Source organism: Mesorhizobium sp. BR1-1-2 (assembly GCF_020165435.1).
Taxonomy (GTDB): domain Bacteria; phylum Pseudomonadota; class Alphaproteobacteria; order Rhizobiales; family Rhizobiaceae; genus Mesorhizobium.
On record NZ_JAIUID010000002.1, the window covers coordinates 491619 to 515493 of the forward strand.

Annotated in this window: 24 protein-coding genes and 1 riboswitch; of the genes, 12 read left to right on the forward strand and 12 right to left on the reverse strand. The window is 64.1% G+C overall.

Annotated elements, in window-relative coordinates; all coding sequences use genetic code 11:
• Nucleotides 1-25 precede the first annotated feature (25 nt).
• The 7 genes from LB551_RS05740 to LB551_RS05770 form a co-directional block, all read right to left on the reverse strand.
• Nucleotides 26-1558: a DHA2 family efflux MFS transporter permease subunit gene (locus LB551_RS05740; RefSeq protein ID WP_140549190.1), complete on the reverse strand. Its 1533-nt coding sequence runs from the start codon at nucleotides 1556-1558 to the stop codon at nucleotides 26-28.
• Between the two features lie 309 nt (nucleotides 1559-1867).
• Nucleotides 1868-3046, reverse strand: a complete 1179-nt coding sequence (locus tag LB551_RS05745) for an HlyD family secretion protein (protein WP_140549191.1) — start codon at nucleotides 3044-3046, stop codon at nucleotides 1868-1870.
• Nucleotides 3043-3522, reverse strand: coding sequence for a MarR family winged helix-turn-helix transcriptional regulator (locus tag LB551_RS05750; RefSeq protein WP_224622689.1), 480 nt, complete (start codon nucleotides 3520-3522; stop codon nucleotides 3043-3045). The genes LB551_RS05745 and LB551_RS05750 overlap by 4 nt, the downstream gene beginning before the upstream one ends.
• A gap of 127 nt (nucleotides 3523-3649) precedes the next feature.
• On the reverse strand, nucleotides 3650-4669 hold the full coding sequence (locus LB551_RS05755) for a FecCD family ABC transporter permease (RefSeq protein WP_224623617.1): 1020 nt from the start codon (nucleotides 4667-4669) through the stop codon (nucleotides 3650-3652).
• 8 nt (nucleotides 4670-4677) lie between these two features.
• Nucleotides 4678-5625: an ABC transporter substrate-binding protein gene (locus LB551_RS05760; protein WP_224622691.1), complete on the reverse strand. Its 948-nt coding sequence runs from the start codon at nucleotides 5623-5625 to the stop codon at nucleotides 4678-4680.
• A 46-nt stretch (nucleotides 5626-5671) separates the two neighbouring features.
• On the reverse strand, nucleotides 5672-6460 hold the full coding sequence (locus LB551_RS05765) for an ABC transporter ATP-binding protein (RefSeq protein WP_224622693.1): 789 nt from the start codon (nucleotides 6458-6460) through the stop codon (nucleotides 5672-5674).
• Between the two features lie 255 nt (nucleotides 6461-6715).
• A riboswitch (cobalamin riboswitch) is annotated at nucleotides 6716-6926 on the reverse strand.
• 62 nt (nucleotides 6927-6988) lie between these two features.
• A complete protein-coding gene (locus tag LB551_RS05770) occupies nucleotides 6989-8014 on the reverse strand; it encodes a LacI family DNA-binding transcriptional regulator (RefSeq protein ID WP_140549195.1) in 1026 nt (341 codons plus the stop codon).
• 180 nt (nucleotides 8015-8194) lie between these two features.
• Here LB551_RS05770 and LB551_RS05775 point away from each other — a divergent pair, with 180 nt between their 5' ends.
• From LB551_RS05775 to LB551_RS05795, 5 genes are all read left to right on the forward strand, one after another.
• The gene (locus LB551_RS05775; RefSeq protein ID WP_140549196.1) at nucleotides 8195-9226 is read left to right on the forward strand and encodes a Gfo/Idh/MocA family protein; all 1032 of its coding nucleotides are present in this window, start codon (nucleotides 8195-8197) and stop codon (nucleotides 9224-9226) included.
• 2 nt (nucleotides 9227-9228) lie between these two features.
• The gene (locus LB551_RS05780; protein WP_181172352.1) at nucleotides 9229-10134 is read left to right on the forward strand and encodes a sugar phosphate isomerase/epimerase family protein; all 906 of its coding nucleotides are present in this window, start codon (nucleotides 9229-9231) and stop codon (nucleotides 10132-10134) included.
• Nucleotides 10135-10219: 85 nt separating this feature from the next.
• Entirely contained in the window at nucleotides 10220-11227 is a 1008-nt protein-coding gene (locus tag LB551_RS05785; protein ID WP_224658497.1) for a substrate-binding domain-containing protein, read from the forward strand.
• A gap of 86 nt (nucleotides 11228-11313) precedes the next feature.
• The gene (locus tag LB551_RS05790; protein ID WP_318012722.1) at nucleotides 11314-12111 is read left to right on the forward strand and encodes an ATP-binding cassette domain-containing protein; all 798 of its coding nucleotides are present in this window, start codon (nucleotides 11314-11316) and stop codon (nucleotides 12109-12111) included.
• Nucleotides 12108-13151, forward strand: a complete 1044-nt coding sequence (locus tag LB551_RS05795; RefSeq protein WP_140557115.1) for an ABC transporter permease — start codon at nucleotides 12108-12110, stop codon at nucleotides 13149-13151. Before LB551_RS05790 ends, LB551_RS05795 begins: the two co-directional genes overlap by 4 nt.
• Before the next feature lie 64 nt (nucleotides 13152-13215).
• Here the strand turns inward: LB551_RS05795 and LB551_RS05800 are convergent, their stop codons facing one another.
• From LB551_RS05800 to LB551_RS05810, 3 genes are read right to left on the reverse strand one after another with little or no spacing between them, the layout of a single operon-like run.
• Complete coding sequence (locus tag LB551_RS05800) at nucleotides 13216-14355, reverse strand: DSD1 family PLP-dependent enzyme (protein ID WP_224658499.1); 1140 nt, start codon at nucleotides 14353-14355, stop codon at nucleotides 13216-13218.
• Nucleotides 14352-15644 carry a D-arabinono-1,4-lactone oxidase gene (locus tag LB551_RS05805; RefSeq protein WP_224658500.1) on the reverse strand — a complete coding sequence of 431 codons (1293 nt, stop codon included), beginning with the start codon at nucleotides 15642-15644 and terminating at the stop codon, nucleotides 14352-14354. The genes LB551_RS05800 and LB551_RS05805 overlap by 4 nt, the downstream gene beginning before the upstream one ends.
• Nucleotides 15645-15656: 12 nt before the next feature.
• Nucleotides 15657-16838 (reverse strand): MFS transporter, encoded by a 1182-nt coding sequence (locus LB551_RS05810; RefSeq protein ID WP_224658501.1) that lies wholly within the window; start codon nucleotides 16836-16838, stop codon nucleotides 15657-15659.
• Nucleotides 16839-16964: 126 nt separating this feature from the next.
• Between LB551_RS05810 and LB551_RS05815 the strand changes: the two genes are divergently transcribed.
• From LB551_RS05815 to groL, 3 genes are all read left to right on the forward strand, one after another.
• Entirely contained in the window at nucleotides 16965-17591 is a 627-nt protein-coding gene (locus tag LB551_RS05815) for a TetR/AcrR family transcriptional regulator (RefSeq protein ID WP_140549203.1), read from the forward strand.
• 396 nt (nucleotides 17592-17987) lie between these two features.
• The gene (groES, locus tag LB551_RS05820; protein ID WP_006203049.1) at nucleotides 17988-18284 is read left to right on the forward strand and encodes a co-chaperone GroES; all 297 of its coding nucleotides are present in this window, start codon (nucleotides 17988-17990) and stop codon (nucleotides 18282-18284) included.
• Between the two features lie 69 nt (nucleotides 18285-18353).
• Nucleotides 18354-20006 carry a chaperonin GroEL gene (gene groL, locus LB551_RS05825; RefSeq protein ID WP_224622708.1) on the forward strand — a complete coding sequence of 551 codons (1653 nt, stop codon included), beginning with the start codon at nucleotides 18354-18356 and terminating at the stop codon, nucleotides 20004-20006.
• A 100-nt stretch (nucleotides 20007-20106) separates the two neighbouring features.
• On the opposite strand, the gene LB551_RS05830 is transcribed toward groL, so the two are convergent.
• A complete protein-coding gene (locus LB551_RS05830; RefSeq protein ID WP_224658502.1) occupies nucleotides 20107-20718 on the reverse strand; it encodes a TetR/AcrR family transcriptional regulator in 612 nt (203 codons plus the stop codon).
• A 99-nt stretch (nucleotides 20719-20817) separates the two neighbouring features.
• Here LB551_RS05830 and LB551_RS05835 point away from each other — a divergent pair, with 99 nt between their 5' ends.
• The 4 genes from LB551_RS05835 (at nucleotide 20818) to LB551_RS05850 (ending at nucleotide 23102) form a co-directional block, all read left to right on the forward strand.
• On the forward strand, nucleotides 20818-21828 hold the full coding sequence (locus tag LB551_RS05835; protein ID WP_224658503.1) for a zinc-dependent alcohol dehydrogenase family protein: 1011 nt from the start codon (nucleotides 20818-20820) through the stop codon (nucleotides 21826-21828).
• Between the two features lie 36 nt (nucleotides 21829-21864).
• Nucleotides 21865-22311, forward strand: a complete 447-nt coding sequence (locus tag LB551_RS05840; protein ID WP_224658504.1) for an OsmC family protein — start codon at nucleotides 21865-21867, stop codon at nucleotides 22309-22311.
• A gap of 19 nt (nucleotides 22312-22330) precedes the next feature.
• Nucleotides 22331-22717, forward strand: a complete 387-nt coding sequence (locus tag LB551_RS05845) for a nuclear transport factor 2 family protein (RefSeq protein WP_224658505.1) — start codon at nucleotides 22331-22333, stop codon at nucleotides 22715-22717.
• A gap of 106 nt (nucleotides 22718-22823) precedes the next feature.
• Nucleotides 22824-23102: a hypothetical protein gene (locus LB551_RS05850; protein WP_140549208.1), complete on the forward strand. Its 279-nt coding sequence runs from the start codon at nucleotides 22824-22826 to the stop codon at nucleotides 23100-23102.
• Nucleotides 23103-23202: 100 nt separating this feature from the next.
• Here LB551_RS05850 and LB551_RS05855 read toward each other — a convergent pair whose 3' ends face one another.
• Nucleotides 23203-23814: a LysE family translocator gene (locus LB551_RS05855; RefSeq protein ID WP_224658506.1), complete on the reverse strand. Its 612-nt coding sequence runs from the start codon at nucleotides 23812-23814 to the stop codon at nucleotides 23203-23205.
• Between the last annotated feature and the right edge of the window lie 61 nt (nucleotides 23815-23875).

The following is a 23875-nucleotide window of genomic DNA, read 5'->3' on the forward strand; positions in this document are numbered from 1 at the left end:
GCCGGCAGCGGACAGCCGTCGAATATCAATCCATATGTGCCGCCGGCGCGCCGCCGGCCGGCGCCGCCTTCGGCTTGCGCAGCAGGATCACGAACGGAATGGCGGCCAGCGTCATGATCATCAGGATTTTGAAGTCGTTGACGTAGGAGATCATCATCGCCTGGATGTTCACCATCCTGTCGACCTGGGACAATGCCATCTGGTCGCCGCCGGCCGCCGCCGGCGAAACCGCCCACAGATTGGGGTTGAACGGATTGATAAAGGCGGAAAGCTCGGCGTGATTTATCTGTGTATTGCGCACCATGAGCACCGTCACGACCGATACGCCGATGGAAGAGCCGAGGTTGCGCACAAGGCTGAACAAAGCCGTGGCATCGGTGCGGAAGCGCACGTCAAGCGTGGCGAAAGCCACCGTCGACAGCGGCACGAATACCATTCCCATTCCCAGACCCTGGATGATGCCGGAAGTGATGATCAGCCAGTTGTCCATCTGGGGCGAGAAGCCGGCCATCGTGTAAAGCGACTGCGCGGTCAGGAGGAAGCCGATGACGACGAGGATTCTGGCGTCGACCTTGCTCATGAGCCGGCCGACGACGAGCATCGAGATCATCGTGCCGACGCCGCGCGGCCCAATCACGATGCCGATGGTGATGGTCGGATAGCCGAAGATGGTCGACAGCATCGGCGGCAGCAGCGACATGCTTGCTAGGATGAGCACGCCCATGACGAAGATGAACGCCAGCCCTGTCACAAAATTGCGGTCGAGGAAGATCTTGGGGTCGATGAAGGGATGCTCCGCGGTCATCGTGTGGATGATGAACACCCAGAAGCCGGTTATCGAAAGGCCAAGCTCGATCCAGATCTCGACTGACGAGAACCAGTCGACCTCGGCGCCACGATCGAGCAGCAGCTGCAGCGCGCCGACGCCGAGCGATATCATGGCGAAGCCGAAGAAATCGAAGCTTCGCACCCGCCGCGCAATGGCCGGCAGATAGGCGGCCATGCCGAGGAAGGCGACGATGCCGACCGGCAGGTTGATGAAGAACACCCAGCGCCAGCTGAAATTCTCGGTCAGCCACCCACCGAGCGTGGGACCCAGAATCGGCCCCAGCATGATGCCGGCGCCCCAGATGGCCATTGCCTGGCCGTGGCGTTCCTTCGGGTTGATGTCGAGCAGGAAGGTCTGCGACAGCGGCACGATCGCGGCGCCGAACACGCCTTGCATGAGCCGGAACAACACAATGGTTTCGAGGCTCCAGGCCAGACCGCACAGCATCGAGAAGATGGTGAAGCCGACCACCGCCGTCAGGAACAGTTCCTTGCGGCCGAAACGGTCCGCAAGCCAGCCGGTGACCGGCGTCATGATCGCCGCCGCCACGATGTAGGAGGTCAGCACCCAGTTGATGTTGTCGGGCGAGGCGCCGAGATCGCCCGTCATGGTCGGCAGCGCGACGTTGGCGATCGTGGTGTCGAGCGCCTGCATGATCGTCGCCAGCATGAGCGCAACCGTGATCAGGCCGCGATGCGGCACTTCTTTGAAAGGTTCTGGCGTGCTCATGATGCGGAACTTCCAGCCGGTAACAAAAACGTGTACACAGGGTTTCCGGGCGGCAAAGCCTTCCGTTGAGAGACCCTCATCGCGGTGGGACGCGATTATCGATGTGGGGGTTACATCGACCGAAAGTCTCGATTGAGCGGATGCCTGCCGCCCGGAAACATGAGGACCGACGGGTCCGTGTCGAAGATCTCAGCTTTCGATCAAACCGCGATGCGGTTTGACCCGAAGGCTGACCCTTCCACTCCTCCCATCAGACCAATCCCCTGCTCTGTGCGTCCACCCGCATGATCCACCCGGGCTTCCGCTGATTTACTTCGCGGGCTCGCCAGCCGTGGCGTGGCCGAAAATGCCAGGCAGGCCGCGCGCCACGCCCGTGTCGACGGTGACGGCCGCGCTCATGCCTGTGCGCAGCATCATCTTGGCGTCGGGATCGCTCAGCTCCAGACGGACCGGAATGCGCTGGGTGACCTTGACCCAGTTGCCGGTGGCGTTCTGCGCGGGCAGCAGCGAGAAATCCGCGCCAGTGCCGGCGCCGATGGCCTTGACCGTCGCTTCGAAGGTCCTGCCCGGATAGGTGTCGACCACGATTTCGGCCTTCTGGCCCGGCTTCATATTGGTCAGCTGCGTTTCCTTGAAATTGGCGTCGATCCAGGTATCGCCGGTCTCGACCAGCGAAAACAGCGGCGTGCCGGAGCCGACATACTGGCCGACCTTGAAGGACGCGGCCTGGTAGACGACGCCATCGGCGGGCGCCTTCACGGTGGTCTGCGCCAGGTCGTAGGCAGCCTTGTCGCGCGCGGCGAGCGCCGACATCACGGTCGGATGCTTGTCGGTCTCGATATCGGGATTGCCACCAAGCGCGGCCTTGGCGCTGACGATGCCCTGTTCGGCAACGGCAAGCTGCTGCTTTGCCTTGTCGAGATCGTTCCTGGCCTCATCGAGCGAAGACTTGGCGTTGATGCCTTTCTGGGCGAGATCGGCGGCACGGTCGTATTGCGACTGGGCATAGGCAACTTCGCTGCTGGCGGATTTCTCCTGTGCCATGGCCTGGCTGTAGGCGGCGCGCAGCTGCTCGACGTTGAGCCGCGCGGCGGCCACCGCCGCGTCGGCCTGCGCAAGCGCGATCCGGTAAGGCTCGGGGTCGATGGCGAAGAGAAGATCGCCTTGCTTCACCCTCTGATTGTCCGAGATCGCGACCTGAACGATGCGGCCCGCCGTATCCGAGGCGATCGATACCTTGGCCTGCTGCAGGTTGGCGTTCTCCGTCTCCTGGTAGCGCCCCCCAGTGACCCAGACATAGCCGCCACCGATGACCAGAGCCGCCGGCAGGGCGAACATCAACAAGAAGCGGCCGAGACGGCGCTTCTTCTTTGGCGCCGGCGCCGGCTCCACCGGAGGAGCCATTGTAACAGGGGCCGCGGCCGGCTGCTGCGGCGCTTCCATTTCCACTTTGGCGGCGTTTTCGTCAACCTTGGCTACCGCGTTCATGCTGCTGCGCCTTCCGTATTCTTGACCTTGTCGCAGGACGGTGAATCGCCATCCGCGAGATTCTGTGCCATCGCATCCAATGCCCTGATCAGGACGCGGCGATCGTCCGGCGAAACGCCGGTCAGCGACTCCTCATAGACTTCGCCGGCGAGGCTCTTGACCTCCGCATAGGCGGCGCTTGCCTTGGGGGTTGGGAAGATCATGCGCACGCGGCGGTCGGCGGCGTCGGAGCGGCGCTCTATCCAGCCGCCCTCCTCCATCCGGTCGACCAGCCGTGAGACGCTGATCGGCTCGATTTCGAGCAGTTCGGCAAGCCGCGCCTGCGAGACGCCCGCTTCCTTGGCCACGCGAACCATCAGGCGCCATTGCGCCGAGGACAGGCCAAGGCCGCTGGCGCGCGCTTCGAAGCGCTTTCGCATCAGCCGCTGCACGTCGTGGATCAAAAATCCCAATCTGTCTATGCCTTCGGAAACCATGAGTGGGATATATAATAAGCGTGCTTACTATTCAAGCCCGGCATTGTTCCAGAAGCCGGCAAACGTGCATGGCAGCCGTGCAGCACAATCATGGCCGCGTCGGATGATTTTCAGCGCCGCACACCCATCACAGGCGGTTGCGGATCAGCGTGGTGACGACGAAGAAAGCCCCGAGCGAGCTGGTGATGATGCCGATCGGCAGTTCCTGCGGCGGCAGCAATGTGCGCGCCAGAAGATCGCTAGCCAGCAACAGCACCGCCCCGAACAGCGCGCAACTTACGATCAGGCGCAGATGCAGCGCGCCGGCCAGCGGCCGCGACAGATGCGGGATCATGAGGCCGACGAAGCCGATGACGCCGGCGACCGAAACCAGGATCGCGGTCGAAAACGCGGCGACCAGAAACGTCGTCCGTCGCATTCGCGCCACCGGCACGCCAAGACTTTCGGCGGCATTTTCGCCGGCCAGGAAAGCGTCCAGCCGGCGATGATTCCACAGCCCGTACGCCGCAATCGTGCCGGCCCCAAGCGCCCCCAGCCAGATATTGTCCCACCGTGCCAGGCCGAGACCGCCCATCGTCCAGAACAGCACCGAATGGGCGGCGCGCTGGTCACCGGCAAAGACCAGGTAATTGGTCAATGCGGTGAACATGAAGGAGACCGCAAGTCCGGCGAGGATCAGCCGTTCGGGGCCTTGTCCCCTCACCCGCGCAACCAGCAAAAGCACAACGCAAGCCGCCAGAATACCGCCGGTGAATGCGGCGACCGGTAGCGTCCAGATCCCGAAACTGTCGCCGAAGACGGTGATGACGGAGACCGCGCCGGCGGCGGCTCCCGACGAGAGGCCGAACAGGAACGGATCGGCAAGATCGTTGCGCGTCACCGTCTGCAACAGCGCGCCGACCACGCCCAGGCCGCCGCCGACACAGATGGCCAGGATGGTGCGCGGCAGCCTGAGGTCGACGACGATCCTGCCGACCGGGCCGGACACGTCATGTCCCTTCAATCCGATCGCATGGCCAAGCGCTGCCACGACGTCGCCCAGCGGGATCATCGTCGAGCCATAGGCGATCGACAGCAGCGCGAGCACGGCGATTGCCAACGCGGCCGCCGTAATGGCCAATAGGAATGCCTTGTGCCGCAAGGTCATGTTCCCGGTCAAAAAGCTTCCGGATGCATCGCCCTGGCGATCTTGCCGATCGCTTCGATGTTGGCCGGCCCGGGTGTCAGTTCGGCATAGCGAAGCGCCACGAAGCGTTCGTTCTTGACCGCGTCCGTCTCCTTCATTGCCGGATGCGCTTTCAGGAAATCGAGCAGCTTCCGGTAGCCGCCGCCATCCTGATAGTCGAGCAGGATGAGGAATTGCGGATTGCGCGAGGCCACCGTCTCCCAATCCGTGTTGCCCCAGCTGGTGTTCATGTCGGCCATGATGTTGTCGCCGCCGGCCGCGGAAATCATGGCGTTGGGAATGGCGAACTTGCCTGATGTGAACGGCTTGTCCTCGCCGGAATCATAGAGGAACACGCGCGTTCCCCTGCGGTCGCCGACCTTGGCCGTGATTTCGGCGAGCTGCGCCTTCCAGCCGGAGACGAGCTTATCCGCCTCGGCCTCCTTGCCGAAGATCTTGCCCAGCTTCTCGACATCGCCATAGAGCAGCTCCATCGAAGCGGCAGGCCGGTTCTTGTCGAGATGGACGCAGCTTTCCGTCAGCACCAGTGTCTTGATGCCGTGTTGCGCCAGCGTATCGGGCGTCACCTCGCCGCCCGGCTTCATGCCGTAGTACCAGCCGGCGAAGAAGAAGTCGGGCTCGACAGCGACCAGGTTTTCCAGCGTCGGATATTTGGGCGCCAGTTCCGGGATCGAGCCTTGCTCGGCCTTGAATTCGGGGCCGACCTTGTACCATCCGGTGATGCCGGTCAGGCCGACGATCGACGGCTGCAGCTTCAGGGCGAAGGCCATCTCGGCCATGTTGAGATCGTGAATGACGGCACGCTTGGGCGGCGCGTCGAACGTCAGCGGCTTTCCGCAGCTGTCGACCGTCACCGGAAAGGCGAAGGCCGTAGAGGCCAGCAGGGAGAAGGCAAGAGACACGGCAAGGCGTTTCACGGATATTGCTCCTTTGTTGAACAGGATCTGCCGGAAATGGCTTCGATCACGAAGATGGCGCGGCACGGTTCGGAACCTCGAACACCGTCAGCTCGCGGTCCTCCGTCGGGTGGCGCAACCTAAAGACGTCGACACCGAAGATCTCGCGGATCAGCTGCTGGGTGAGTGCTTCGCGTGGCGGCGCCAGCACATGCAAGCGGCCATGGCTCATCACCGCGACCCTGGTGGCGAAAGGCGTCACCAGCGCCAGATCGTGCAGCACCGCGATCACGGTCATGCCGAGGCCTGCCACCAGTTCGAGCAACTCGCTGCGCGCCCGCGGGTCGAGATGGTTGGTCGGCTCGTCGAGGAATAGGATCTTCGGCTCCTGCGCGATGGCGCGGGCAAGCTGGGCGCGCTGGCGCTCGCCGCCCGACAGCGAGCCGATGGTGCGGCCAAGCAGCGGCAACAGCCCGGTCCGGCGCAGCGCCTCGACGACAATGTCGCGTTCCTCGCTCCTGTGCCTGCGGCCGGCATGCGGAACCCGGCCGAGCTCGACATAGTCGATGACCGCCAGTCGTGGATCGGGTTGATCGGTCTGGCCGACGACGGCGATGTGCAGCGCCCGCTCGGCGGTCGAAATCCTGTCGAGCCGGCGCGCGGTGAGCTTCACTTCGCCCGAACTCGGCCGCAGCATGCCCGACAGCATGCGCAGCAATGTCGTCTTGCCGGCGCCGTTGGGACCGATGATGGCGAGACGGTCGCCCGCCGCCACCGAAAGGCTGACCGGATGCACCAGATGCAGGCCATCCGCCGCCGCGGCCAGATCGCGGGCCTCGAGAAGCGGCGCGGTCATGGGCAATTCCTTGCAGGGCCTGCCGGAATACGGGCCAGCGTCTTGCCTGCCAGTCCTGCTGGACGCTGGCCTGAATTCACCTCGGTGGCGATATCGCGGCAAAGCGTGCACACGACGATGCGATGCATGGGAATGCAGTGAATGCGATCGATGGCGCCGTCCAACTTCCGTCACTTTCAAAAATGGCGACGGAAGGAAGCTGGCTTGAACCGGTCGACAAGACCGAACCCGCGTCTCCTCCCGGCACACCCCGTCCGGTCAACTCATGCAGATGGCAGGTCTCCTGGCTCGCGGGTCGTTGCGCCATCCTGCCTTCCCAGCCTTGCCGGCCAGTGGCTTTTTCGGATTTTGCTCGCCGCTTACAGTTGCGGGGGCAGCCATGGCTTCGACCCGAAAGGTGGGCCTCACCATGTTCCCTTTTCACCCCTCGCCTTGCGGCGCGGGGACCATCACGAGTCGCAGCCTAGGATGCAGGCAGCGTCAAGGCAAGGTCGATGTATGTTCTGTTATAACAATACATTCGCATGGTCAATCACTATCGCGTGCCACCAGTTCCAGCGGCCAGACCTCGCGAATGATCTCTGGCCCTTTCGCGCCGGCGAAAGCCGGGAGCGAGGCGAGCAGGATTTCGCCAAGCCGCCGCCCCATCGGATCCAGGCTCGGACGAAAGCCGGTCAGCGCCGGCGAGAAATAACGGCAGAGCGGCGTGTCGACGATGACGATCACCGCGACATCATGGCCGGGCTTGATCCCCATTTCGGCGAGCGCTTTGCAGCCGCCGAGCGCCATCGAGTCGTTGTTGAAGATGATCGCGGTCGGCGGATCCTTCGACCGCATGACTTGCGGTGTCACCGCGTAGCCACCGGCTTCGTTGATGAAACCATCCACAATCAGGGCGGGATCGACTTCGATGCCGTGCCGCCGCAGCGCCTTGCCATAGCCCTCCAGAAACAGATAACCGAAATTCAGGTCAAGCGACGGCCGGATGGCGGCGATGCGGCGGTGGCCGCGCGCGACCAGTCGGTCGACTGCATCGGCGCCCGCCTTCTCGAAATCCAGGTCCAGAGAAGGATAGTTGTCGTCGCCGGACCGGCTTCGGCCGAGCGTCGCGAAGGGAAAGCCTGCCTTGCTCAGATAGTCGATGCGATCGTCCTCGCGCCGCGTCCAGGCCAGCACGACGGCATCGGCACGACGTGTCTCGACGACACGGCGCAGGCGCTCCTGCTGATAGTCGCCCGGCGCGCCCATGACGATGATCAGGTCGAGCCCATGTTCGGCCAGTGCCGCTTGCAGCCCACTCAAAAACGGGATGAAAAACGGCTCGCCATATTCCTGGTCGCCCGGATGCGGCTGGAGCATGAAGGCCACGGCATGCGTGGTGCCACGACGAAGGTTCCTGCCCGACTGGTTCGGCGAATAGTTGAGTTGCCGCGCCGCGTCTAGCACGCGCTGGCGCGTCTCGGCATTGACGTCGGCGCGCCCGTTAAGCGCGCGCGAGACCGTGCCGATCGAAATATTCAGATGCCGTGCAAGATCGTGAATGCTGGATGCCAAGACCTCCCCCTCCTGCTTCTGGCTAGCACCAGCCGGTCGTGCGGCCAAGGCGTTTCAGAACCGACGGTACAAATCCGATTGACAATATACGCCATCGGGTGTGTCATCGTAAACGTTTACGGAAGTCATTTACGGACTACCGTGGTGCCAGCCAGGAGAGGTTGGCCGGAGGAGCGCTGGATGATGCACGTCGTCCTGGTCGGGTGCGGAGCCATGAGCAAAACCTGGCTCGAGGCCGCCCGCCAATCCCCTGCCGTCAGGATCGTCGGCCTCGTCGACCTCGACGCCGACAGGGCGCGCCAGCGGGCCCGCGAATATGACCTCGCCGGGGTCGCGATCGGGACCGATCTCGACGCCATTCTCGACCAGACCAGACCCGATGCAGTGTTCGACGTGGTCGTGCCCGCCGCCCGCCGCGACGTCGCCAACTCCGCCTTCGCCCATCGTTGTCATCTTTTGACGGAAAAGCCTCTCGCAGACAGCCCGGACAATGCGCGCGCCATCATCGGCGCGGCCCAGCGCGCCCGGCGTGTTCATGCCGTCGTGCAGAACCGCCGGTATGTCGCCAATGTCAGGCGCATCCGGCGCTTCCTCGATTCCGGCGCCATCGGCGCTGCGACCAGCATCCATGCCGATTTTTTCGTTGCGCCGCATTTCGGCGGTTTCCGCGAAGACATGCGCCACGTGCTGCTGCTCGACATGGCAATCCATACATTCGACGCCGCCCGCTACATGGTCGATGGCGAGCCGACCGAAGTGTATTGCCGGGAATGGGAGCCGGCCAATTCGTGGTACAGGCAGGGATCGTCGGCAAGCGCCACCTTCGAACTCGGCCAGGGCAAGATGTTCACCTATCGCGGCAGCTGGTGCGCCGACGGCTTCCGCACCAGTTGGGAAGGCAGTTGGCGCATCGTCGGCGAACGCGGCAGCCTGACCTGGGATGGTCATGACGACTTGAAGGCCGAAGCCGTGCTGCCGGAACGCGAAGGCCTGCTCGACAAGGTCGTGCCGGTAGCGGTGCCGCCGCTCGACCCTGCCGACCGCATCGGCGGGCATCTCGGCGTCATAGAAGATTTCGTCCGCGCCGTGGAAACCGGCACCGAACCGGAGACGCGCGGCGCCGACAACATCAAGAGCCTGGCCATGGTTTTCGCGGCGATCGAAAGCGCCGAGACCGGGCGCCGGATCGAAATCCCCAGGCAGGAAGGATGACCATGCCGAACCCGCTTCTCGACATCAGGATCGGCACCATGGTGCGGGCCAATCTCGAAGATCCGGCCGCCTATATCAGGCAGATCCTGCCGCTCGGTTTCGAGAGCGTCCAGCCCTTCTTCTGGCAGACGCTGGGCGGCAAGGATCTGGGGCGGCTCGCCGGCGAAATCCGCGACGCCATCGGCGATGCCGATGTCAGCGTCAGCTCGATCGGCGTGTTCGGCAATCCACTCGAGAGCGGCGACACCGACCGCGGCGTGCTCAAGGCCTGGGAAACGGTGATCGACAGCGCGCATCTGTTCGGCACCAATCTGGTCAGCGGTTTTACCGGCCGCATCCGCGGCAAGCCGCTGACAGACAGCCTGCCGCGCTACCGCGAAGTCTGGGGAGAATTGGCCAGGCGCGCGGCCGACAAGGGCGTGCGCATCGCCTTCGAGAATTGCGCCATGGATGGCAACTGGGCCGCCGGCGACTGGAACATCGCCCACAATCCGGACGCCTGGGAACTGATGTTCAACGAATTGCCGGATGAGAATCTGGGCCTGGAATGGGAGCCCTGCCATCAGTTGGTCTATCTGATCGACCCGATCCCGCAGATCCGCAAATGGGCGCCGCGCATCTTCCACGTCCACGGCAAGGACGCGACGGTGCGCTGGGATGTCATCCGCGAGCACGGCGTTTTCGGCCGCCTGCCCTTCGTGCAGATGCGCACGCCCGGCTTCGGCGACAGCGACTGGACGCGCGTGATCAGCGAATTGCGCCTGGCCGGCTATCGCGGCGCCATCGACATCGAAGGCTGGCACGACCCGGTCTACCGCGACGATCTCGAAATGACGGGCCAGGTCCGCGCGCTGGAATACCTCCAGCAATGCAGGGGAGGCGTGAGCTACCTGCCGAACCCGACGTGAGGATTGGCCGGCGGGAGGAGCCGGCCAGGGTTGCCGAAGCAGATGTCGAAACCCTCGCTCGCGAGGACAAAAGGGAGGAACGTGCATGAGCATCGCCAACAGAACGACACTTCTGCGCACGAGCGTCGTGGCGGCCGCCACGGCGCTCGCCGCCGCCATCTCCACCTTGCCGGCACAGGCGCTCGACGCGCAATGGTGCAAGGACGTCCACATTCGCTTCTTCGTCGGCGGCGCCGAGGGCGACGCCTTCGGCACCATCGTCTACAATGGCGCCAAGCAGGCTGCGGCCGATCTCGGACCGAAGGTCGACTACATCTTCTCAGGCTGGGACATCGAAAAGATGGTCCAGCAGCTGCGCGAGGCGGTCGCCGTCAAGCCCAACGGCATTGCCATGATGGGCCACCCCGGCGACGCCGCCATCATGCCGCTGGCCGAACAGGCGCATAAGGACGGCATCAAGATGATGTACCAGAACGTGCCGGTGCCGACGGTGGTGGCGGCCTTCGGCGGCGGCTATGTCGGCGCCCAGCAGGAACAGCAGGGCCGCGCGCTCGGCGCGGAAGCCTTCAAGCTCGCCAAGCTCAAGGCCGGTGACAAGGCGATCATGATCGGCCCGTTCGAGAATGAGAGCCGCGGGGCGCGCGAACGTGGGACCGTCTCCGCCTTGAAAGAGGCCGGCATCGATGTCGTTCAAATCAATTCCGCGACCGAGTGGGCAGCCGATCCGAATCTGGCGATCCCGGTGATCACCGCCGCCTTGCTCAACAATCCCGGCGTGAAGGCCGTCGGCTATCCCGGCGGGCAGATGCTCGGCAACGTCCAGACCTACATGACGGCGGCGGGCCGGAAGCCGGGCGACATCTTCAATTTCGGCTTCGACACCAGCCCGCAGATCGTCGAGGCCTTCAAGGGCGGCTGGGTGCAACTGACCGCCGACCAGCAGCCGTTCATGCAGGGCTATCTGCCGATCCTCAGCCTCTGCCAGCAAGTGGTGCTGGGGCTGGCACCGATGAATGTCGATACCGGCGCCGGCTTCGTCACGCCTGAGAATTACAAGATCGTCGCCGAACTGGCCAAGCAGGCACTGCGCTGACCTCCCAAGCCGCCGGCCGGGGGGCTCAGGCCCGGCCGGCGGGACCGCCGGCGAGAGCCGGCATGCGACAAGCAAGCGAGGACCCGATGGCCGAACGCATCATCGAACTGCGCGATATCACGAAATCCTACGGCCAGGTCTATGCGCTTGGCGGGGTCAATCTCAGCGTCGGCCGCGGCGAGGTGGTCGGACTGATCGGCGACAATGGCGCCGGCAAGTCGACGCTGATCAAGATTCTTGCCGGCGCGGTCAAGCCCACCAGTGGCGAGATCCTCGTTCGCGGCAAGCCGGTCACCGGCTGGAACGCGTCGCGCTCGCGCGACGCCGGCATCGAGACCGTATTCCAGGACCGTGCGCTGGCCGTGCAGCAGACCATCGTGCGCAATATCTTCATGGGACGCGAACTCACCGGCTTCCTCGGCTGGCTGAAGGTCGGCACCGAAATCAAGGAGGCGAGCCGGCTGATGCGCGAGATCGGCTTCACCTCGAAAGTGTTCACGCCGCAGTCCGTCGTCGGCCAGCTTTCCGGCGGCGAACGCCAGGGCGTGGCGATCGCGCGCGCCATCTACAAGCAGGCCGACCTGATCATCCTCGACGAGCCGACGACGGCTCTGTCGCTGACCGAAACCGCCAAGGTCTTCCACTTCGTGCGCCAGGTGCGGGCGAGCGGGCGCTCGATCCTGTTCATCGGCCACAACATCCACCATGTCTTCGACATCGCCGACCGTTTCGTCGTGCTCGATCGTGGCACTGTGGCGCTTCAGGTCGACAAACGCGACATCAAGTCGGCCGACACGCTCGTCAATTTCATGGAAGACCTCGCGCATCCCGGCGGACTGCCCGGCTTGAGCGAAGCCCAGCGCGCGGAGGACACAAGGCCATGAGCAATATCGCCGAACCCAATCGCCAAGCCCCCTCGCCCCATACCGAAATGGGTGAAGCGGCGTGGAAGCACCCGTCCGATCATTTGCTGCGCGGCTTCGTTCTCGACAATCGCGCGGCGCTGGGCACGCTCGGCGTGTTCGTGGTGATGATGGTCGCCTTCACCATCGCCAATCCGACCGTGTTCACCACCTGGTTTCTTTACAGCTCCGTGCTGACCACGCTGCCGGTGGCGCTGTTCGTGGTCGTGCCGCTGGTCTTTGTCGTCACCGCCGGCGAGATCGACCTGTCGTTTCCGGCAACGATGGGTTTTGCCTCCTGGGTTTTCGCGCTGGTCGTTCAGGCCGGCTACGATCCGTTCCTCGGCATCGTCGCGGCACTCGCCACCGGCATGCTGCTCGGCTTCCTGGTCGGCGTGCTGGTCGTCTATGGCAGCCTGTCGTCGCTGATCGCCACGCTCGGCATGAACTTCCTGCTGCGCGGGCTGATCCAGATCATCAACGAAGGCAAGTCGACCGCGCTGCCGACTCTCGGCCAAAGCTGGACCTATACGATCTTCTCCAGCCAGGTTTACGGCATTCCGGTGCAGATCCTATGGGCGCTCGCCTTCGTCGTCTTCGCCGCGCTGCTCTACAACCGCCACCGCTTCGGAGCGCAGGTGAAGGTGGTCGGCGACAATCCCGACAGCGCCCAGCAGATGGGCATCGACGTCAAGCGGGTGAAGGTCAAGGTGTTCGTCTTCGTCGGCATCGGGGCAGCGATCGGCGGCACCTTCTCGACGATGATCAACTTCACCTGGTGGCCAACAGCCGGCGACGGCTATCTGTTGCCGGTGCTGGCTTCGGTGTTCGTGGGCGGCACGCCGACCTGGGGCGGCATCGGTACCGTGCTTGGCGGCGCGATCGGCGCGCTGACGGTGGCGTTCATCCAGACCGGCGTCGTCGCCGCCGGCCTCAGCGGCTTCTATGTGCAGTTCTTCAACGGGCTGATCATCATCCTGTCGCTGCTCGGCCACCGCTGGAACCAGGCGCGCTACCGCTGAAGCATTGCCGTTCGGCACGACCGTCCGAGCTCACCGGGGTGGTGACAGCAATGGCCGCAATGCCCTACCCCATCGGCAGCGCGGGCCAGCGGTCCACGAGCCTGCCGCCCGAAAACACCGCGATCGATCCGAACTGCTGCAGCACCGCCTCGCTCTGCGTCGGGCGCAGAAAGGCGTAGTCGCCGGACCTGGTGGTAGCATCGCCGGGCAGGCCCATGAACTGCTGGTTCGAGGAAAAGCCAAGCAGGCCATTGGCCTTCATGCCTTCGGGAAACATCGGTTCGGCCATCCATTTGCCGCCATAGAGATAGCAGCCCTTGCGCGGAAACCGGCCGAGCGCCTGCAGCAGACGGGTGACCGCCGGCGGGCCTGGCAGCATCGGCTCGACCACCTTGAGGATAGGCGTGGCGATGAAGGCCGCGGGCTGGAAGCCGTCGAGCCCGGGCGTGTCGAAATCGCCGGGCAGCACGAAGGCCGACCCGACCGACACTTCGCTGGCCATGCCGCCACGATGAAGCAATGCGGTCTTCGAGCCGCCGATGTTCAGTGTTCGGCGCTGCTCCTCGCCGAGAGCCGCGATGAACGCCGCGGCCCGCTGCGACGCCTCCGCCAGCGCCTTTTTGGGACCGCCGAACAGACCGGGAATATGCGGCGCGTGCGCCTCGTAGGCCATGACGCCTTCGCAGCGCAACCGGGCGGGCAGCGCGTTCAATGCCTTCGACAGGGCCTGCGGTTCGGCGAACCCGCCCCGATGCAGCCCGACATCGATCTCGAAAGCGATGCGCAAGCCGATGTCCAGTTCGGCGGCCAGAGCGCCGTATTCCGCCAGCCTCTCCTCGCTGTCGATCAGCCAGCAGACCCGCGACCAGTCGGCGGCGCCGCTGGAAATCGCTTGCCTTGCCGCGCCGACCGGCATCGGCTTGCCGTAGAGCATGTCGGCATCGGGAAAAGCGTTGAGCACGGCTCTTGTGATCGGCGGATGAAACGTCATGAAGCGACGGGTGCCGAGCGCCCCGGCGATGTGCGAAAGCAGCGGCAGGCAAGCAAGCGACTTGTCGACCAGCCGCACGGCAAGGCCGGGCGCCAGTCTCTGCTTCACCAGGTCGACGTTGCGGTCCAGCCGGTCGCGGTCGAGCACGAGACAAGGCTGAAAGACGCCGGCCGCCCTCAAGGCATCCGACAGGGCGGTGAAATAGCCGCTCATTGGCCGATGCCGAACAGGCCGGCCATGTAGGGCGAGACGAAACGGTTCTCGGGATCGATGTCTCGCCGAACGGCCATGGCCTCATCCCAGCGCGGATAGAGTTTTTTGAAATCCGCCGCCTTCAGGCTGTGCATCTTGCCCCAATGCGGCCGGCCGCCATGCCTGCGGAAGATCGGCTCGGCCGCCCGCATGAAGGGCTCAGGGTCGTTGGCGGCATCGTGGTGAATGGCGATCGAGCAGGTCAGACGCTTGTAGAAGGGCGAAAGCCAGAACATGTCGGGTGCCACCGAGCGCACCTCCATCGGAAAATAAACCTCCGGAAAGTGCTTCTCGGTCAGCTCGATGATCTGCGTGATCACCTTCGGTCCCTCCTCGAAGGGCAGATGATACTCCATCTCGTTGAACTTGGTCTGGCGGTCGCTGGCATAGACGTTGAGCCAGTCCTGCACATAATCCTCGGCCGGCACCTTTTTCACGGCGCCGCGGATCAAGGAGCGGCGCAGCCACGGCAGCCGGCGCAGCGCCCTGCTCAGCTTGCGTAGCGTCGCCAGGCCGGCCTCGTCGTCCTCGGTAGGCCTGGTGGTCGGGTTCGCGTCGCTGAGGTCGCTGGCGATGAACTGCGCGTAGCCGGAAAACGGAATGTAGTAGAATTCGGCCGAGCGGTGCGCGGCCATCATCGTCTCGAAATCGCGCAGCATGTCGGCGATCGGCAGCACCCACTTGCGGCGGCGCAACCGGTAGGTCGCGATGTTGTTCAACGTGACTTCGCTCAAGATGCCGAAGGCGCCGAGCGCAACGCCCATCGCATGGATCATGTCCTGGTCGCGGGCCCGATCGAATTCGCGCAATTCGCCCCGCCCGTCGACGATCTGCACCGTCTCCAACCGGGTGTGGTAGGCACCCAGCGTCAGCCCGGAACCATGGGTGGCGGTGCCCAGCGCGCCGCCGATCGCCTGGCGGTCAATGTCGCCCATATTGGGCAGGCCCTGGCCGATGCCTTGCAGCATGTGCATCAGCGGACCAAGCCGCGTCCCTGCCCGCACCCGCGCGTGATGGCTTTGCACATCGTGGGAGACCAGCCCCTCGATCTTCTCCAGGGAAACGATCGAGCCTTGCGATGCCACCAGCGGCGTGAAGGAGTGGCCAGCACCCGCCACGCGCAGAGGTCCGGGTGCCGTGCGCACCAGGTAGGCAAGCTCACCGGCGTCGGCGGGGGCGGCGACCAGCTTCGGCTCGGCGCGCACGAAGCCCGACCAGTTGCTCCAGTTTTGCGCGGTGATCGTCGACATCTGGCCGTCCCGTCACGCGCGCCGACGGCGCTTAATGGTCACGAACAGGCCAAGCAGCGCCACGCTGGCAAAGGCGCTTGCAGCGGCGAATTCGGGCACCGGCCGGAAATCCTTGCCGTCGATCAGCAACGACGCCGCGATCGGGCCTATCGCCAGGCCGAGGAGTTGTGCCGCCGGCACCAGCAGCACGGCCGTGCGCGTCTCGTCGGCGGTGATCGCCAGGCGGATCTGGTAGGGCACGATGAACAACAGGATGAAGCCCATGACCAAGGCGGCGATCCAGAATGTCGTCAGGCCAGGTGCGCTGGCAAGAACAAGGGAGGAGACCAGCGCGACGGCACCGATGGCCGTAATGGCAATCCGGTAATCGATGCGCGCCTCGAACACGGTTGCCGTCATCGCGCCCAGGACCTGCGTCGCCAGGCTGGCCGAGACGATCAGGCCGACCGTCCAGCTATCAATCCCATACTGCGCACCGAGCGGCTCCAGGAAGGCCCAGATCGCGCCGAAGAACATGAAGTAGCAGAAGACCGACAATAGCGCGGTGATCGACGGAACCGTCAGCACATTGGCCAGGTTCTCTTCTTTCGGCAGGTCGGCGTAGTCACCGGGTACGGTGAAAGCGGCCGCCAGCGAAACGACGCAGACGACGGCAAGCACGATGAAGCCGCCGGGCGACCCGGCGGCGGGGATGACATAGAGCGCCAAAAGCAGAGCGAGCGCGCATTGCGCCAGCGTCTGCAGCGTCACGAAATAGCCGCCGATGCGCTCGGCCCGGCGCGAACGGGCGATCAGTTCGGTGGCGATCGCGACTAGGCCGCCCTCAGCCAGCCCGGCGATGGCGCGGGCGGTGATCAGCGCATTGGCGCTTGCGGCATGGGCGGTCCATACATTCGCCAGGGCCAGCAGGATCAAAAGGACGGCGCTTTTCCAGCGCATGTTGCGCGCGGAAAGCAGCATCGCCACCACGGCTGAACCGATGGCGATCGCGATCATCTCCGCCGTGGCGACCAGCGCCAGCTCATCGCCGCTGACATGGCCCTCGGTGTAGAGCGCGCCAAGCAGCACGGGCTGAAGCCCGAGGATCAGCAGCCCGACCGAGCCGATCCATAATGCGGAGCCGAGCTCGACGCCGGTCGGATTGCCGACCAGCCAATCGCCATTTTCCGCTTGTGCGGCTTGTGTCGCAGTCACGAGGCGCCTCCCAACGTCCTTGCAGCGCGATAAAAAAACTGACAACTTGTCAGCATTACGAAACTGATACTTGATCATGTTTCTTGTCAACCGGGAATGTTGAAGCTCTCGCGAGAGATTGGGCGCATGGCGGAAGCAAGGCGGACGGGGACGGAGCCGAGGCGCAGGCCAAAGCAGGAGCGGAGCCGCGAACGCATCGACGCGATCCTTTCGACGACCATGCGGCTGATCGGCGAAAAAGGCATCGACGCCGTGACGATGAAGGAGGTGGGCGCTCTGGCGGGTGGACCGATCGCCACCGTCTACCATTATTTTCCCAACAAATCGGCGATCCTGGCGATGCTCTATGAGCGCTTCTCGGAGGAAAGCCGAGCACGCTTCGGTGCGATCATCACAGAAATAAGCGGGCTTGAGGACGTAACGACTGCCGCGGACCGCATGCTCGAGGACTATTACCGGCGCGTGGCCGACGACCCCGCCATCCAGGATCTGCAGAACGCGATCCAGGCCGACAAGGCGCTGCAGAATCTCGACATCGCAGAGACAAGGCACCAGGCCAAGATGTTCTGCGACCACGTCGCTCCGATGCTGCGGCCCGACCGGCGCGAAGACTTCGCGCGCGTGGTGTTCCTGATCTTCCAGCTTGCCGGCGGGGTCGTGCGGCTGGCACTGACGCAGGACGAGAAGGAGGGTCGCCGCACGATCGACGACTACAGGTCCATCATCCATACGCAGCTGAGATTGTTTCTATAGTTTTCCGGCGGCGGCTTTCGCGCCCCACTCTCCCGTGACGTCGACACGTCTTGCGTATCGAAGTGTCGGGCGGCATGGATCTCTGACCGGCAGCGGCAGAGCCCCCCTTCGCGCCGTGTTCTGCCGTCGATTGCCGGCAGAACCGGCGCATTTTGCATGAGAGGCCAGCGGCAACCGGCGCGTTCTGCGAGGAGGCTCTGACGGAAAACAAATTTCGCGCCGCTGTCCGATCGCACGCGCCTTGACTCTCGCCGGCCAGCAGCCTATTTCACCGCCACGTTAGCACTCGCCCTTGGTGAGTGCTAACCACAGGCCCGGCTCCGCCGGGCTTTGTAGATTGTCCGGCTTCGCCGGACGGAGGAACTGTTTCTCACCGTTCTCATCGAGGAAGAAAACATGGCAAAGTCGAAGTTCCGCCCGCTTCATGACCGCGTGGTCGTACGCCGGGTCGAATCCGAATCCAAGACCGCCGGCGGGATCATCATCCCGGACACGGCGAAGGAAAAGCCGCAGGAAGGCGAGATCATCGCCGTCGGCTCCGGCGCCCGCGACGAAGCTGGCAAGCTCGTGCCCCTGGACGTCAAGGCTGGCGACCGCATCCTGTTCGGCAAGTGGTCGGGCACCGAAGTCAAGCTCAATGGCGAAGACCTTCTGATCATGAAGGAATCCGACATCATGGGCATCATCGGCTGAATATCGGCCTTTCCGTCACCTGAATCTTGAATCTTCGGGCTCAATCCGAGCCCCTGCCAGGAGTTGAACATGGCTGCCAAAGACGTAAAATTCTCCCGCGACGCCCGTGAGCGCATGCTGCGCGGCGTCAACATCCTCGCCGACGCGGTGAAGGTCACGCTCGGCCCCAAGGGCCGCAACGTCGTCATCGACAAGTCGTTCGGCGCACCGCGCATCACCAAGGACGGCGTCACCGTCGCCAAGGAAATCGAGCTTGAGGACAAGTTCGAGAACATGGGCGCGCAGATGGTCCGCGAAGTCGCTTCGAAGACCAACGACATCGCCGGCGACGGCACCACGACCGCGACCGTTCTGGCGCAGTCGATCGTCCAGGAAGGCCACAAGGCGGTTGCCGCCGGCATGAACCCGATGGACCTGAAGCGCGGCATCGACCTGGCCGTGACCGAAGTGGTCGCAGCTCTCGGCAAGGCCGCCAAGAAGATCAAGACCTCCGAGGAAGTTGCCCAGGTCGGCACGATCTCGGCCAATGGCGACGAGTCGGTCGGCAAGATGATCGCGGAAGCGATGCAGAAGGTCGGCAACGAAGGCGTCATCACCGTCGAGGAAGCCAAGACCGCCGAGACCGAACTCGAGGTCGTCGAAGGCATGCAGTTCGACCGCGGCTATCTCTCGCCCTACTTCGTCACCAACCCCGATAAGATGGTTGCCGATCTCGAGGACGCCTACATCCTGCTCCACGAGAAGAAGCTCTCCAACCTGCAGGCCATGCTGCCGGTCCTGGAAGCGGTCGTGCAGACCTCCAAGCCGCTGCTCATCATCTCCGAAGACGTCGAAGGCGAGGCCCTGGCCACGCTGGTCGTCAACAAGCTGCGTGGCGGCCTGAAGATCGCCGCCGTCAAGGCTCCGGGCTTCGGTGACCGCCGCAAGGCCATGCTGGAAGACATCGCCATCCTGACCGGTGGCCAGGTCATCTCCGAAGACCTCGGCATCAAGCTTGAGAATGTCGGCCTCAACATGCTCGGCCGCGCCAAGAAGGTGTCGATCTCGAAGGAGAACACCACCATCGTCGACGGCGCCGGCAAGAAGGCCGAGATCCAGGGCCGCGTTGCCCAGATCAAGCAGCAGATCGAGGAGACCACCTCGGACTACGACAAGGAGAAGCTGCAGGAACGTCTGGCCAAGCTCGCCGGCGGTGTTGCCGTGATCCGCGTCGGCGGTGCGACCGAAGTGGAAGTGAAGGAAAAGAAGGACCGCGTCGATGACGCCCTCAACGCGACCCGCGCGGCCGTGGAAGAAGGCATCGTTGCCGGCGGTGGCGTGGCCCTGCTGCGCGCTTCGGGCAACCTCAAGGCCACCGGCGTCAACTCCGACCAGGCCGCCGGCATCAACATCGTGCGCCGCGCACTGCAGGCTCCGGCCCGTCAGATCGCTGCCAACGCCGGTGCGGAAGCATCGATCGTTGCTGGCAAGATCCTCGAGAACAAGGGCGCGACCTTCGGCTACAACGCCCAGACCGGCGAATATGGCGACATGATCGCCATGGGTATCGTCGATCCGGTCAAGGTCGTGCGTACGGCTCTCCAGGACGCGGCCTCGGTCGCCGGCCTGCTGGTCACCACCGAAGCCATGATCGCCGAGGCTCCGAAGAAGGAGTCGGCTGGCGGTATGCCTGGCGGTATGCCCGGCGGCGGCATGGGCGGCATGGGCGGCATGGATTTCTAATCCAGCCATCTGCTTTATGCATGCGGAAAGGGCGGCAGCGATGCCGCCCTTTTCTTTGCACATTCAGGCTTTGCTCCACCGTAGTCGGTTGGAACCAGCGTCAGACAGCAGTGTTCTCTGCTTGCCGCGTCGCCTTGCCCGCGAGGACTGCCTGCTCGATCAGGGCAGCCACCTCATCGGCCACGACGTTGATCGATGAGCGATCGCGGGTGGCGCGGGCAATCACCATCAGGCCTTCCAGCGAGGACTCGACCAACAGCGCCAGCGCCCGGGCGCGGCGCTCGACCACCCCTGCCCTGGCAAACGCCTGGCGCAGCAGGCCAATCCACTGCTCGAAAGCGGAGCGGCAGATTTCCTCCAAGTCCGGCACGTCGTTCGGCGCATCCAGCACGACCGGCGCGACCGGGCAGCCGAGCGAGAATTCGTTATCCTCCAGCATGCGAGCGACCGACTGGTAAATGTGGTGGACGGCAACCGCCGGATCGCTTTCCGCCGCCAGCTCGGCGCCAAGCCTCTCAGTCACCTCGGCCACGCTGGCGCGCGTCACTTCTACGACCAGCTGATCCTTGCCACCGGGAAAGTGGAAATAGAGCGAGCCGCGCGGGGCACCGCTGGCGCTCAAAATATCGTTGAGCGAAGTGCCGTGATAGCCGCGCCGCCTGAGCAGCAATCCGGTCGTTTCGAGTATGCGGGCTCTCGTGTCGTTTGCCATGTCAACCTCTGTCAGGAGAGATCGTTATAAGCCTTGCCAGGAATATGACAACTGGTCTACATAATATGTAGATCAGTCTATATATTCAGTGGAACCCAAATGCGCAGCTATCGTCTTGAAGGTTCGGCCGGAACCGAATGTCTGGTGATGCGGGAAGAGGTGCGGCCGGAGCCAAGGTCCCAGGAGATCGTGGTGCGGGTGCGCGCCACCTCGCTCAACCGACGCGACACGATGATCCTCAATGGCACCTACCCCTTGACGCCGCGCCGCGGGATCGTTCCGCTGAGCGACGGCGCCGGAGAGGTTGTCGCCATCGGCGATGATGTCACACGCTTTGCCGTCGGTGACCGCGTCACCGGCAGTTATTTCGCCCGCTGGATCGATGGCCGCATCAATGCCGGACTGATCGACCAGTTGGGCTGCACGCTGGATGGCATGCTCGGCGAATACGCCGTGCTTGACGAGCAATGGGCGGTGCGACTTCCCGAGCATCTCGACTGGCGCGAGGCGGCAACGCTGAGCTGCGCCGGCCTGACAGCCTGGAACGCACTGACCGGGGCGGAGATTCCCAAGCCCGGCCAATGGGTTCTGGTCATCGGCTCGGGCGGCGTCTCGCTGTTCGCGTTGCAGTTCGCCAAGCTGCTCGGCTGCCGCGTCGTCGCCGTCACCTCTCGCGCCGAGAAGGCCGGCAGGCTGCGGGCGATGGGGGCTGACCTCGTCGTCTCCTCGATCGACATGCCGGAATGGGGGGCGATGGTGCGTGGCGAGACCGGCGGTGTCGACCTTGCCGTCGAAACCGGCGGCCCGCCGACCTTCGCGCAGTCGATGATCGCCAGCGCGCTTTACGGGCGCATCGTGCTGCTCACCATTCAGGATGCGAAGGGCGCAACGCTGCAGATCCCGGGCGCCGTCTATCAGCGCAGCCTCGCCACCATCGGCCGCCTGTTCGTCGGCAGCCGGGCGAACCTCGAAACGATGCTCAGCGCCGTCTCGGCGCACCGGTTGAGGCCGGTGATCGACAAAATCTTCCCCTTCGCCGAGGCCCGCGACGCCTACCGCTATTTCCAGCAAGGCGACGTGTTCGGGAAGGTCGTCATCGACGGCGCCTGATCTTCAACATCGATCGAACCTGAAGGGAGAACAGCAATGACAATTCGTGAAGCTTCGGCCGAGTGGCAAGGCACGCTGAGGGAAGGCTCAGGCCGGCTGCGGCTCGGCAGCGGTGTGTTCGAAGGCGCCTATTCCTTTCCGTCGCGTTTCGAGAACGGCCCCGGCACCAACCCGGAAGAACTGATCGCGGCCGCGCATGCCGGCTGTTTCTCTATGGCGCTGACCTTCATCCTGGGCCAGGGAGGTCATATTCCGCGGGACATCCGCACCATCGCCAGGGTGCACCTCGGGGCGACGGAGGCCGGGCCGACCATCACCCGCATCGACCTTGAAACGTCGGTCGAGGTCGCGGGGCTCGCCGAAGACCAGTTCGAGCGTCTTGCCCAGTCCGCCAAGGCAAGCTGTCTCGTCTCGCGCGCACTGGCCGGCGTGCCCCGGATCAACCTCAAGGCGACCCTCCTGGGCACCGCCACGAAACAATGAAAATAAGGAGAAACAAGAGATGAAACAGGACGGCATCATGGACATCCATCCCGACGTCCAGTCGCGGCAGACGGCCGAAATCATGCGGCGCTTCAACGATGTGTTCCAGTTGCACGACCCGTCGGCGCTGGCCGAACTGGTGGGCGAGGATTGCGTGATCGAAAACACCGTGCCGGCGCCGGACGGCGCGCGCCATGCCGGCAAGGCAGCCTGCGTCGGACTATGGACGGCGATCGCGACCCAGGCCGGCACGCGCTTCGAACTCGAGGAGACCTTCGTGGCGGGCGAGCGGGCGACGATCCGCTGGCGCTACTGGATGGCGGACGGCAATTCATTGCGTGGCGTCAATCTGATGCGCGTCGAGGGCGGCCGGATCGTCGAGGCCATGGGCTACGTCAAGGGATAGGCCGGCTTCACCATATGAGTTACTCCTAATACACACCGGTTTGTGCTAGGAATTGAGCCCGACCGCCATTCGACGATCGAGAAAGACCATAGGGAGGACTAATGTCATGAACATCAGAACCGCCTGCTTTGGAGCACTCGCGTTGACCGTCCTCAGCGGCACGGCACTTGCCGGGGCGCTCGACTCGCCCAAGATGATGGAACCGTTCTTCACCGATGCGAACATGAAGACGATGAAATCCGACGCCGAGATGAAGGCTGCCTGGTCAGCAATGTCCAAGGACGACCAGGCCATGATGATGAAGGAATGTCAGGATGCGGCGATGAGCAAGCCGTATGCCCCGTTCTGCGAAAAATTGAAGGCGCTCGGCGGCGCGAACAAGTGATTGCCGGCTGGCCCGGAGTTGGAGAACAGAAGAAGGCGGGCCCCGGCTCGCCTTCTCATTGTTTGGCATCGATTGCGTGCCGAGGCGACGCGGACAAATTCTACCTGTCCGCCAGTGCAAGCTTGGCGCCGAGCATGACGAACGCGCCGGCGAAGGTGCGGCGCATCCAGGTCAGCACCATCGGCCGCGACGCGACATGGCTGCGGATCGAGGCGGCGAAGATGCCATAGCCGACGAAGATGACGAAGGTCAAAAGCATGAAGACGCCGCTCAGTTCCAGCATCTTCGACAATGCGTGCGGCTCGGTCGTGCTGACGAACTGCGGCAGGAAGGCGAAGAAGAAGATCGACAGCTTCGGGTTGAGCACATTGACGAGGATGCCGGTGGCAATCACCTTGCCGGTGGAACGCGGCGCGACATTGTCCTCGACGCTCAGACCGCCCCTCTCCTTCAGCGTGTTCCAGGCCATGTAAAGGAGATAGGCGACGCCCAGATATTTCAGCGTGTCGAAAGCGACCGCGCTGGTGTGCAGCAGCGCGGCGAGGCCCGTGATGGCGGCAGCCATATGCGGGATGATGCCGAGCGTGCAGCCGAAAGCGGCGACGATTGAGGCGCGGACGCCGCGGGAAAGCCCGGCGCTCAGCGTGTAGAGAACGCCGGTGCCGGGCGAAGCCACCACGATCAGCGACGTCAACAAGAATTCGATGCTCACGATTTGATCCTCCGCTGTCCTGCCTGACAGAGCGTAGCAGCGAAATCCCCGCGCACAAGCC